This window comes from Cupriavidus sp. HMR-1 (assembly GCF_000319775.1).
Lineage (GTDB): Bacteria > Pseudomonadota > Gammaproteobacteria > Burkholderiales > Burkholderiaceae > Cupriavidus > Cupriavidus metallidurans.
On sequence record NZ_ANKP01000278.1, the window covers coordinates 25,382 to 37,454 of the forward strand.

Below are 12,073 nucleotides of genomic sequence, written 5' to 3' on the forward strand. Positions count from 1 at the left end.
GCTGCTGTGCTGCGCGGCAGATCCTGCGGCCGGAGGACCTGCGCGTCTCGACAGTAGAGACGGCACCCCCCTGCTTCGCCTATCAAAATGGGGGGGGGAGGGGTAGGGAGGGTGCCATCGCGGATGCGCACACCGTCCCGAAACCACGCCCTGATGCGGCACTTGGTGGTCCCGCCGCGGCCGTGCCTGGCGCATGAGGGAATTCACCAGTGTGTTGCCGGCGTCGGACATCCATGGCGGGCCGATCCGCTTCCGGCCACCGGGCAGTAGTGGCCCCTGTCTTCAGGGGAGGGGCGAGGGGGCGGGTTGCGTGACTACAGTGGCATGACAAGCAGAGAATGACGGCCGGCAACGGTCGGCCACGGAGTCCCCCATGTATCGACCAGATTCACACCATCACAGCAGGCCGGCCGCGAGGCTGCACTATCCATGCGGCGAGGCGCCCGCGCCAGGGCAGGCGTTCGAGATCGCGCCCGGCGTGTTATGGATGCGTCTGCCGCTGCCCAATGCGCTGTCGCATATCAACGTCTGGGCTATCGAGGACGGCGAGGGCTGGGCGATCGTGGATACAGGCGTCCATACCCCGCAGTCCGTGGAGGCCTGGCAGATGCTGCTGGAAGGCCCGCTGGGCGGCCGGCCGGTCACACGGGTGCTGGTCACGCATCAGCATCCGGATCACGTCGGCATGGCGGGCTGGCTCACGGAACGATTCGGTTGCCCGCTCTGGATGACGCGGCTGGAGTACCTGCACAGCCTTGCCACCGTTGCAGAGACCGGACAGGAGGTACCGCGCGAAGGCCTCGACTTCTATCGCCGCGCCGGTTGGGACGATGGCGCGCTCGACGGCTATCGCCAGCGATTCGGGCGCGCGGGGCGCATGATCTCGCGCCTGCCGCGCAGCTACCGACGTCTGAACGATGGCGAGACGCTGCGGATTGGTGCCCACACGTGGCAGGTACTGACCGGGCAAGGCCATACGCCTGAACACGCCTGTCTCTACTCGCATGAACTGGCGGTACTGATTGCCGGCGACCAGATTCTGCCGCGCATATCGCCCAACGTATCGGTGCATCCGATGGAGCCCGAGGCGAATCCGTTCGCCGGCTGGCAGGCATCGCTCTCCCGCTTCCGCAGGCTGGTCCCGGACGATGTGCTGGTACTGCCGGCACACAATGATCCGTTCGAAGGCCTGCACGCGCGCCTCGACCGGTTCGAGCAGTCGCTCTGGCGCGACCGGGCGCGGTTGCGCAACGCGTTGGGAGAGCCCCGGCGCGCGATCGACCTGTTCGGCGTTCTGTTTGCTGCGCCCGTGGCGGCAAACGATGCGCTCCAGTACGCACTAGCCACGGGCGAGACCGTCGCCTATCTCAACTACCTCCAGGTGCTTGGCGATATCGATGTGCGTATCGATGATGCTGGCGTGGCGTGGTATCGGGCCGTTGCGGCGATCGAGGTGCCACCGGCGACATCGATGCCCACCGAAGCGGCACTGCCGACATGACACCGGAACCCCTTGCCCCGGCGAGGTTCGCCGCGTCGGCTGACGCCGGAGGCGATCCGTTACGCGTGGCACCGGCGTTGCGGCAGTGGCGCGAGGTGCTGATGCAGCAGCTTTCGCGGTTGCCGGCAACCGGCGCATCGATCGATACGCGGCACGGCCTGCTGCTGCAGCTTGCCCGTTGTGAACTCGATCTCCGCGCGATGCTCCCTTCCGCCTCCCGGCACGGGGCCCGATCCCGTTAGCCCTGCCGGCGCCTGTCACCAGGCGGGGACGCCCCGGCCCGAGCCCAGTGCGGGTGGGCCGCGGAATTGCCCGGCTACCTCCCCAAACAGATTCCGCAAATCCGCAAAAGAAAACTCCGGCTCGAAGCCGGAGGGCCAAACACTGGCAAGTCAACGTGGAGACAACACGTGGAACAGGTGCGGGCATGCGGGCGCAAGAATCGCGTCCGCATGCCCGCGAAAGTCAGGACACGCGGCGGGACTGATCCTTCCAGTACTTCTCGCGAACGTGCCGACGCAGGACCTTGCCGACCGCACTGACGGGCAGGGCCTCGACCACCGCCACAGTCTTGGGCGCCTTGAAGCGGCCGAGCTTTTCCTTGACGTGTTCGATCAGCGCTTGCGGATCAACCGACGCGTCGGACTTCAGTACTACCTCCGCGTGCACGGCTTCGCCCCATTTGTCATTGGGCACGCCGACCACCGCGGACATGGAAACGGCGGGGTGCGCGTTGAGCGATGCCTCGACCTCGACGGCATACACGTTGAAGCCGCCAGTGATGATCACGTCCTTCTTGCGGTCGACGATGAACACGTAGCCCGCGTCGTCGACGTAACCTAGATCGCCCGATTTCCAGAATCCGTCGTGGAACTCGGCCGCGGTGCCTTCCGGGTTGGCGTGGTAGCCGCTGATCGTGCCGCGCCCGCGCAGCCAGAGTTCGCCGGTGGTGCCAGGTGGAACATCGTTGCCATCGGTGTCGACGATCCGCAGTTCGATGCCGATGGTCGGTCTGCCGGCGGACGCGAGCCGGCCGGTCTCCACCGCGGTCAGGTGGTCGGACGGTGTCAGCGTGCAAACCGCCTGTGCGCACTCGGTGGCGCCATAGAGCTGGAAAAAAATGTTGCCGAAACGCTGTTGCGCCTGGGCCAGCTTGGCGGGGCTCATCGGGGCCGCACCGTAATAGAGCGTGCGCAGGCTGGAAAGATCATGCCGCGAGGCTTCGGGCAGATCCAGCAGCCAGTTCACCAGCGTTGGCACCATCAGCGTAGTGGTGACTCTTTCGGCTTCGACATTGCGGCACCACGCCTTGAGGTCGGCGGCGTTCTGCGTCAAGGTGCAGCCACCGCGGAACATCGTGGGCAGGAACGAAAGGCCGGAGCCGTGGCTAACTGGCGCGATGTGGAGGTAGCGCGTATTGCGGTTCAGCGCCACGCCTTGCTCTTCATCGGCATACATCGTGTCGCGTGCCGCGAGCCAGTTGTCGATGGTGTACTGGGCGCACTTGCTCCTGCCGGTGGTGCCGCCGGTGAAGCGGTAGATCAGGACGTCCGAGCAGGTGTCCGACTGGATGCCGGGTTCCCCATCGGATACCCCTTCCAGAAGATCCCAGAAGTAGTGGATGCCCTCGCGCGGCGCCGGGATCGGGTCCATGCAGACCACGGTTGCGCCGTGCTCGCACAGCATGTCGCCGTAGCGATCCAGCAGCGCAGTCTCGATGAAGACGACCTTGGGTCGGATGAACTCGACCTGCCAGCGGTGCTCGTCGAACGCATCGCGGATGTTGGTATGGGCCAAGGCGGAATCGCCCTTGAAGGCGGTCCACGCATGCAGCAACGAGAGATTGTCGTTTTCCAGGATGCAGAGCGCGACATCGCCACGGCGCAAGCCAAGCCGACTGCGCATCATGTTGGCAATAAGGTTGGTCAGCCGGTGCAGCTCGCGGAAGGTGTATCGCCGGTTGCGCTCGATATTTACGAGGGCTTCCTTGTCGGCGAACTGCGTGGCGGCCTGCCCCATGACGCGGGCAAAGTCCATCTTCATCGTTGTCTCCGTGGCGCTCTTGTTGGGATTGGGTCCGACCCAGTGTAGGAGCGCCGATTTCCGGATTGCCCCTCTCCCGTGGAGAGGGGGAGTGGCTGGGAGCGGCCAACACGAATCCATCCCGGATGCGCCTCCCCTGCAAGAAAGGGGGGGGAGCAACACGCGGCGCCTCACTAAGATGAGCCTCACACATGGCACCGAGCGCCGTCCTGGCGCAGGCGATCGCCAGGATCAGGGAATAGGAGACAGCATGGATTTCGAACTGAATTCGGAACAGCGACTGTTGCAGGACAGCGTCCGCCGCTTCATCGAGCGGGAGTACAGCTTTGATGCGCGCGCCGCGCTGCTGACGGCGGGCGGCAGCGGCATCGCGGCCAACTGGAGCACGTTCGCGGAGAACGGCTGGCTGATGGCCGCGCTGCCGGAGGCCTACGGCGGCCTCGGCGGATCACTGCTCGACACCGCGATCATTGCGCAGGAGCTCGGGCGCGGGCTGGTCGTCGAGCCTTACCTCGGCTGCGCCGTACTGGCCGCGCAGACGCTGGTGGCCGGCGGCACCGAAGCGCAGAAGGCGTACCTGTTGCCGCTGGTTGGCGCCGGTGCGCTGCGTATCGCGCTGGCGTACAGCGAACCCGCATCGCGTGGCATGCCGGAGCCGGTGGGCCTGCGTGCGGAACGCGACGGCGACGGCTATGTGCTGCATGGATGCAAGTCGCTCGTGCAGGGCGCCGTCGGCGCATCACTGTTCATCGTTTCGGCCCAGATCCCCGACACGCCGGGCGTCACGCTGCTGCTGGTGGATGCCGATACCCAGGGTTTGAGCCGTCGGGCGTTGCCATTGCATGACGGAAGCTGGGTCGAGGCACTGACATTCGATGCCGTCCAGGTCCGGGCCGACGCCGTACTGGGTGAGCCGGGACAGGGGCTACGGGCGCTCCGGGCCGGTCTGGCCGCGGGCACGGTCGCGCTCTGCGCCGATCTGATCGGCGCGATGGAGAAGACCATCGAAATGACTGCCGAGTATCTGAAAACGCGGCAGCAGTTCGGCGCGCCAATCGGCACCTTTCAAGTCCTGCAGCACCGCATGGCCGACATGGCCGCGGAACTGGAAGTGGCGCGATCGATGCTGCACGCTGCACTGGCCTCGCTGGCCAATGACGATGCACCGAAGCAGTTGAAGGCGCTGTCGGCGGCCAAGATGCTGATTTGCCGCACGGCGAAGTTCATCTGCGGCCAAGGCATCCAGCTCCACGGCGGCATTGGCATGACCGAGGAGTACTCGGTTGGCCATTACTACAAGCACGCAGTGGTGGCGGACGCGCTGCTCGGTGGCAGCGATGCGCACGAAGCAGCCTGCGCCACTGCGCTGCAGACCGAACTTCGCGCCGAACCTGACACCGAACCGCTAGAAATCGCTGCCTGAGCGATATCCGAGCCATCACCCACATTCGGAATGAACGACACCATGAAGACCTACGAAACATTGGCCCAGATGCAGTCCCTGATTGGCGAGGTGGTTGGCACCAGCGACTGGGTCATCATCGATCAGCAGCGCATCCAGATGTTCGCCGACGCTACCGGCGATCACCAATGGATTCACGTGGACCCGGAGCGCGCCGCCAAGGGTCCGTTCGGCGCGCCGATCGCCCATGGCTTCCTGACCCTGAGCCTGTTGCCGGTCTTCACCACGCGAGCCTTTGCGATTCGCGACATCAGGATGGGCGTCAACTACGGCCTGAATCGCGTGCGCTTCCTGAAGCCGGTACCGGTCAACAGTCGGCTGCGTGCGCACTTCAAACTGCTGAGGTTCGAGCCGCTGGACAACAACGGTGCGCAACTGACCTACGAGATGACAGTCGAGATGGAAGGCGGCGACAAGCCCGTGTGCGTGGCCGAGTCGATCGTGCGCGCGTTTGCCTGAGACAGCCAGAACGACTGAAACGAACCAAGGAGAAAGAGAAATGAGCGATACATCCGCCGTGCTCCTGAGCGAGCAGGAAGTCATGATCCGCGATGCTGCCCGCAAGGTGGCGCAGGAAGTCGTTGCCGCCACCGCCGCCGAGCGCGATCGCAGCGGTGCGTGGCCGCGCAGCGAATTGAAGGCCGTAGGCGAACTCGGCTTTCTCGGCATGCACGTTCCCGAAGAGTACGGCGGCTCCGCTGCCACCTTCCCGGAGTACTGCCTGGCCATCGAGGAATTCGCTGCTGCCGACGCGGGCTTTGCCACCATCCTGCACGTCCACAACGGGCTGGCAGGCGCGGTGGTGCATGCCGGCACCGAGGCACAGAAGCGCAAGTACCTGCCCGGCATGGCGTCCGGCGAGACCATCGTCGCGGGCCTGCTGACCGAGCCGCAGGCGGGCTCGGATACCGGGGCCTTCCGCACCACGGCGCGACGCGATGGCAATCACTATGTGTTGAACGGCAGCAAGCAGTTCATCTCGAACGGCAACGAGGCCGGCGTCGGCCTTGCTATCGCGGCAGTCACCGAGACGCCGGAAGGCAAGAAGGGGCCGAGCCTGTTCATCGTCGATCCGCGTGAACCCGGTTACATCGTGACGCGCGTCGAGGACAAGCTCGGTCAACGCTCGGCGCAGGTCGCCGCGATCCAGCTCGATGACCATCGCGTGCCCGCCGAAAATCTGCTGGGCGAGGAGGGCGCCGGGTACAAGCGCGTGATGAGCATGCTGTCCGAAGGCCGTATCGGTATTGCGGCGGTGGCTTGCGGCGTTGCCCGCGCCGCGCTCGAGGCGGCCGTCCAGTACGCAAACGAACGTGAGGCCTATGGGCGGCCGATCATCAACCTGCAGGGCGTGGCGTTTGATCTGGCGGACATGGCCACCCAGGTGGAAGTGGCGCGCCAGTTCACGCTGCATGCCGCACGCCTGCAAGCCGCGGGCGTTCCCTGTGCGAAAGAGGCGTCGATGGCAAAGCTGTTCGCCAGCGAGATCGCCGAGAAGGTGTGCTCGGACGCGATCCAGATCCACGGCGGCTATGGCTACCTGACCGACTTCCCGGTCGAGCGGTACTACCGGGACGCCCGCGTGACCAAGATCTACGAGGGCACCAGCCACATCCAGAAGGTCATCATTTCGCGTGCGCTGGGCGCGCGCTGAGGCGGAACGATCGGAGGGGGAGCCGGGGCGGTCGGCATCTGACCGTTGCCCGGTGATAAGGGAGAGGGGCCAGCCACGAGCTGGCCCTTTTTTCATGGATGGCTACTTCAGAAGCCCACGTTGCCGGGCCAGCGCGATCGCGTCATAGCGGCTTGATACGCCCAGCTTGGCCAGGATGTTCTTCACATTCCATTTCACCGTGCCGAACGTGATGTTGAGCGTCAGCGCGATTCGCTTGTTCGACATCGCCTCGGCGATCAGCGTGAGGATCTCCAGTTCGCGTGGCGTGAGCGGGCCCCGTTCGGCATCTGGCGCGATACGGGTGGCGGCGCTTGCCACGGCGCTCACTGGTGCGGGTTCCGGACGCGCCGCGCCCGGCGTCATCCTCGCCAGGATATCGGCGAGGTAGCGTGCCTCCGGCTCTGGCAGGCTGTCGGCATCCTGAAGCCCGGCGAGTAATCCGGCTGTCTGCTCCTTGGTGTCGAGCAGCGTCCGGACCAGCCCGAGCTTTGCGGCAAGCGTGACCGCATCGGTCAGGCAGCGTGTCGTTTGGTCGTGCTGCTGAAGTCCATCATGCGCCACGGCAGCCAGCAGGTCGGCCACCACCAGCGTCTGGCCACGGCCATACTTCTCGCCGAAGCGTCTCACCTCGGCCAGCGCCGCCAGCGCGTCACGCGGATTGGAGTCGGCCAGCGCCAGACGTGCGCGGACCAGCGCCGCGATGGCTGGGATCTGGACAAATGCCCCGGTGCCGTTCTCATGCGTGTGGCGCAGCCCTTCGAGCCGCGTTGCCAGTTCCCTGGCGCGGCGCTGCTCACCGGTGGTCAGCAGGATGCGGATCTGCTCGGCCAGCATGTACGCCAGCGCACGATCAAGGCCAAGCAGATGGAAGTGCGCGGCCTGTGCCTCGAGGAAGGCGAGGGCGGTCTCCGGCGCGTCCTGCAGGAAGTCGAGTCGCGCACGGCAGATCGACGACTGTGTCATCACGTCGGGCCACGACGATTGCATCATCCCGGCACGGTTGGCGAGCGCCTCGCGCGCATCGTCGATGTGGTCGAGCTCGTAGCTGGCGAAGGCGAGGGTATCCGCGCACAGGTTGGCCGGCAGCGATGCGCGGCCGTACCTGGCCTCCGCGCGGGCCAGCGTGCTCGCGCCCAGCCGTTCGGCTTCCCGCACGTCGCCCGCGAACAGGCAGGTCTGCGCGCGGCGGCTTTCGAAGACCATCGCCATATCGTTGTCGCGGTCCTCGGGGGCGATAGGGTTGGCGTCGAACAGCTCACGCGTGTCGTCCAGTCGGCCGACGGCGAGATAGGCAACCGCAAGCCCAACCAGGCACGCGTAGCGCAGCGACGCGTTCTCCATCGGCGCGTTGCACAGCGGCTCCAGCACCTCGATCACGCGCTGCAGATCGTCGCGCTCCACGGCCACGGAAGAGTCGATGATCGGAAACTTCGACGAAATGGCCGGAATCTTGGCGGCTTCCGTGCGACGGATCTGTTCCAGCCAGCGTTCGGCCTTATCGGCCCGGCCGGTGAAGGCATGGGCCATGCAGCCTAGGAAGAACAGGCGCGGATGCGAGAACAGCGTTTCCTGTGGCAGGCGATCGATCATGTACAGCAACGGGCCGATGTACGACATGCTCCAGGTCGAGCGGGTGGCGGCTTGCTCCATCGCATCGGCGGCGAAGTCCAGGTCACCGCCCAGGCTGGCGTGGCGCACGGCTTCCACAAGCAGGTCCTGCGCGGCAAACCAGCAGCTCGCGCGGCGGTGCACGGCTTCCACTGCCTCCTTGCCCTGTTGGGCAAGGCGCTGGGCGAGGAACTCGCCGAACAGTGGATGAAAGCGGTACCACGGCGACGGATCGTCGGTCTCCACACGATAGATCAGCAGGTTCTCGTCCTCGGCGCGCTTGATGAGATCCGCCGCATCGGGGTTTTCCGTGACGGCCTCCGCCAGGCCAGCATTGAAGCGGCGAAAGACAGACAGTTTCTCCATGAATGCCGTCAGTGCCGGCGGCAGGTACGCCACCACATCCTCTGCGAGATAGGACTGCAGGTCCGCCGATTTCCAGAGTAGCGAGCGCAGGTTGGTCCGCTTGCCAGGCCGGATACGCAGCATCGTCGCCACCGGTTGCAGGCATGCCGGCCAGCCGTTGGTCAGATCGTGGATCAGGCGCACTTCGTCTGCCGTCAGCTTCAGCGTGCTGAGGCTCTGGTCGAAGAACACGCGCGTTTCATCGAGGCCGAACGGCAGGTCTGCGAAGTCGATCTCGGACACCTGACCCTGCATGCGCAGCCGACCCAGGCTAAGCGGCGGCATGGTGCGCGACGCGATCACGAAATGCAGGTTGGCGGGGCAGTGATCGAGCAGCTTCTGCATCAGGCGGTGAGCGGCAGGTGCCTCCGCGTACTGGTAGTCGTCGATCAGCAGGTACAGCTCGCGCTCGACTTCCTCGAGGGCACTGGTCGCCACGGCCACCAGTGCCTCCATCGACTGCTCGCTGCCTGCGGCATCGGGCACCACGTAGTCAGCGCGCATGCCCAGACGCTGGAACGCCGTCATCAGATAGGTACAGAAACTCGAAAACTGCCTGTCGTCATGACTGAGCGACAGCCACGCCACGTCGATGCCGGCGCGCATCAGCTCCTGTCGCCACTGCGCGAGCAGGATGGTCTTGCCGAAGCCAGCGCCGCCGGTGAGCAGGGTGACAGTGCAGTCCTTCGTATCGCGCAGACGGGCGAGCAAATGCTCACGCGGAATGTGGCGAGGGCTGATGCGCGGTGGGGAGAACTTAGTCGCCACCAGGAGGTTGTCGGAATTCATCGTGGATGCTTGCCAGGAGGGATTCGCCTTTGACACCGGCGTAGGGGTACCAGCCAGGGGCGTAGTGATGGCACATGAGTGACAGCACATTATGGCGACCCGCCACCCGTTTTGGGAATGGGGGTGTTACCGGGTATGCGCGACTACGTGCGATATCCGGCATATGTCGCTGCTCACGTCCGCAAGGGGAGGGGCAGGCAACCATGCCGCTGACGTACCTTGCTTCCAACCAGAAATGCTGTCGGCAATAGCACATTGGAACAAGGAGAAGACATGAGCGAACCCGTAACTTTTGCGGTGAAGGGTCAGGTTGGCTGGATCACCCTGATGCGCCCCGAGGCCCGCAATGCGATCAGCAAGGACATGGCGCTGGCAATGGCCGCGCAACTGCGCGCGTGGCAGCAGGATGAAGCCGTGCGCGTGGTGGCGGTGACCGCCACCGGTCCCGCCTTCTGCGCCGGTGCCGACCTGAAGGCAGGGGGCACTCCGGGCCCCGGCGAGCCGGACCTGCTGGACACGCTGGTCGCGTTCTTCGACACCCTGCGCGCGTTCCCGAAGCCCACTATTGCTGCCGTCAACGGCCTCGCCATTGCGGGCGGGCTGGAAACCGTGCTGGCGTGCGATTTTGTGATTGCCGCCCAGAGCGCGCGCTTTGGCGATGCCCACTCGAACTTCGGCGTGTTCCCCGGCGGTGGCGGTGCCGCCATCCTGCCGCGCAAGATCCCGCAGAACATCGCCAAATACCTGCTTTACACGGGCGATTCGCTGCCTGCGGCCGACATGAAGCAGTACGGCCTGGTGGCCGAGGTGGTGGCCGACGAGGAACTCGTGGACCGTGTGCAGGCCATCGGCGACAAGCTGGCGAAGAAGAGCCCGCTGGTGCTGCGCAAGATGAAGAAGGTGGCCGATGAAGCGGCCGACAAGCCACAGGCCGATGCGCTGCGCCACGAACTGCTGGAGTTGCGTAACCACCAGCGTTCGTACGACATCGCCGAAGGCCTGCGCGCGTTCGCGGAGAAGCGCACGCCCGAGTTCAAGGGTTATTGACCGGGTCAGATACCCCCAAGCACCTCAAGCCCCCCCAATCATCTCAAGTATCTACAGCATTGGAGTAAGGAGACATGGAGAACATCTATATCGTTGGCGTCGGCATGACGCCGTTCGGCCGACATGCAGACAAGACCGTCAAGCAACTGACCGCCTGGGCCGTGGAAGACGCGCTGAAGGACGCGGGTTGCGATCGCAAGTGGGTGCAGGCTGCGTTCTACGGCAACTGCACGCAGGGCCATTTTGATGGCCAGCACATGATCCGTGGCCAGGTGGCGCTGCTGCCGCTCGGCTTCGACAGCATCCCCATCTTCAATATCGAGGGCGCTTGCGCCTCGTCGAGTCACGCCTTCAATCTGGCAGTGACGCAACTGCGCGGCGGCGCCGCCGACGTAGCGATCGCCGTGGGCGCGGAGAAGATGTTCTACAGCGACAAGGCCAAGATGTTCTCGGCGTTCGAGTCGGCCTGGGACATCGAAACCTTCGACGAGAACCGGAACTACCTGGCGGCGATGGGCAAGGGCATCGTGCCGCCGCCGGGCTCGCAGTCGGAGAAGCCGTACAGCCCGTTCATGGACGTGTACGCGGCACTGGGACGCGGCGGCCTGATGGAACGCTTCGGCATCACCCAGCGCCAGCTTGCGGCGGTGTCGTCGAAGAACCACGGGCACTCGGTGCACAACGAACGCTCGCAGTATCGCAACCCGATCAGCATCGAGGAGGTGCTGGCCGCGCCTCCGATCACGTATCCGATCACGCTGCCGATGTGCTCGCCGATTTCTGACGGCGCGGCGGCAACCATCATCTGCACGGAATCGGCGCTGAAGAAATACGGTTTCGACCGCAAGCGCGCGGTCAAGGTGCTGGCGAGCGTGGTGCGTTCGGCCTCCGCTCGCGCAGCGGATGCATTCGATCAGGGCTGCACTCACCTGGCTGGCAAGGCGGCATTCGAGCAGGCCGGCATTTCGCCGAAGGATGTCGACGTGGCGGAGATTCATGACGCCACCGCTATTGGCGAGTTGCTCTCGATCGAATCGCTGGGTCTGTGCGAGCCTGGTGCAAGCGGCGAAATGGCGGAGCGCGGCGAAACCACACTCGGTGGCCGGCTGCCGGTGAATCCGTCTGGCGGCCTGGAGTCCAAGGGCCATCCGATTGGTGCGACGGGACTGGGCCAGATCTTCGAACTGGTCGAGCAGCTTCGCGGCAACTGCGGCAAGCGCCAGGTCGAGGGCGCGCGTATCGCGCTGCAAGGCAACGGCGGTGGGCTGTGGCGTGTGGAGGAATCGACCGAACACGTCGGCATCTTCGGGCTGGCATAAGGAGGGATGCCCACGTCTGCCGCGGCATTGGCAGAGGTGGCGCGTGAGCGGGGCCGGAAGGATGCGGGAGGGCACGCATTTCCCGGCCCCGTTTGCATTTGGAGCCATATCGGCTCACTCGGCAGTGTTCCCCCTCCCATATATGGAGGGGAGCACCGCAATCGCGGTGCGTATCGTCAAACGCGTCCAGTGGCAAGTTGCTCGGGTTTCCGGGCGCGCCATGG

At 65.2% G+C, this 12,073-nt stretch carries 9 protein-coding genes; 7 read left to right on the forward strand and 2 right to left on the reverse strand.

The genetic code is table 11. From position 1 onward, the window contains the following. Nucleotides 1–373: 373 nt before the first annotated feature. Nucleotides 374–1,501 (forward strand): MBL fold metallo-hydrolase, encoded by a 1,128-nt coding sequence (locus tag D769_RS30200; RefSeq protein WP_008652499.1) that lies wholly within the window; start codon nt 374–376, stop codon nt 1,499–1,501. Continuing rightward, nucleotides 1,498–1,743 carry a hypothetical protein gene (locus D769_RS30205; RefSeq protein WP_035884057.1) on the forward strand — a complete coding sequence of 82 codons (246 nt, stop codon included), beginning with the start codon at nt 1,498–1,500 and terminating at the stop codon, nt 1,741–1,743. Before D769_RS30200 ends, D769_RS30205 begins: the two co-directional genes overlap by 4 nt. Before the next feature lie 223 nt (nt 1,744–1,966). Here D769_RS30205 and D769_RS30210 read toward each other — a convergent pair whose 3' ends face one another. After that, a complete protein-coding gene (locus D769_RS30210) occupies nt 1,967–3,544 on the reverse strand; it encodes an AMP-binding protein (protein ID WP_008652500.1) in 1,578 nt (525 codons plus the stop codon). Between the two features lie 250 nt (nt 3,545–3,794). Here D769_RS30210 and D769_RS30215 point away from each other — a divergent pair, with 250 nt between their 5' ends. Genes D769_RS30215 through D769_RS30225 form a run of 3 tightly spaced genes read left to right on the forward strand, consistent with a single transcriptional unit; the run spans nt 3,795 to nt 6,660 of the window. Further along, on the forward strand, nt 3,795–4,967 hold the full coding sequence (locus tag D769_RS30215) for an acyl-CoA dehydrogenase family protein (RefSeq protein ID WP_008652502.1): 1,173 nt from the start codon (nt 3,795–3,797) through the stop codon (nt 4,965–4,967). A 42-nt stretch (nt 4,968–5,009) separates the two neighbouring features. After that, the gene (locus tag D769_RS30220; RefSeq protein WP_008652504.1) at nt 5,010–5,465 is read left to right on the forward strand and encodes a MaoC family dehydratase; all 456 of its coding nucleotides are present in this window, start codon (nt 5,010–5,012) and stop codon (nt 5,463–5,465) included. A 58-nt stretch (nt 5,466–5,523) separates the two neighbouring features. Continuing rightward, nucleotides 5,524–6,660, forward strand: a complete 1,137-nt coding sequence (locus D769_RS30225) for an acyl-CoA dehydrogenase family protein (protein ID WP_200876311.1) — start codon at nt 5,524–5,526, stop codon at nt 6,658–6,660. A 102-nt stretch (nt 6,661–6,762) separates the two neighbouring features. Here the strand turns inward: D769_RS30225 and D769_RS30230 are convergent, their stop codons facing one another. Then, the gene (locus tag D769_RS30230) at nt 6,763–9,483 is read right to left on the reverse strand and encodes a LuxR C-terminal-related transcriptional regulator (RefSeq protein WP_008652509.1); all 2,721 of its coding nucleotides are present in this window, start codon (nt 9,481–9,483) and stop codon (nt 6,763–6,765) included. Nucleotides 9,484–9,756: 273 nt separating this feature from the next. On the opposite strand from D769_RS30230, the gene D769_RS30235 reads away from it, so the two are divergent. After that, the gene (locus D769_RS30235) at nt 9,757–10,530 is read left to right on the forward strand and encodes an enoyl-CoA hydratase/isomerase family protein (RefSeq protein WP_008652512.1); all 774 of its coding nucleotides are present in this window, start codon (nt 9,757–9,759) and stop codon (nt 10,528–10,530) included. Between the two features lie 74 nt (nt 10,531–10,604). After that, nucleotides 10,605–11,849, forward strand: a complete 1,245-nt coding sequence (locus tag D769_RS30240; protein ID WP_008652514.1) for a thiolase family protein — start codon at nt 10,605–10,607, stop codon at nt 11,847–11,849. Nucleotides 11,850–12,073: the final 224 nt, after the last annotated feature.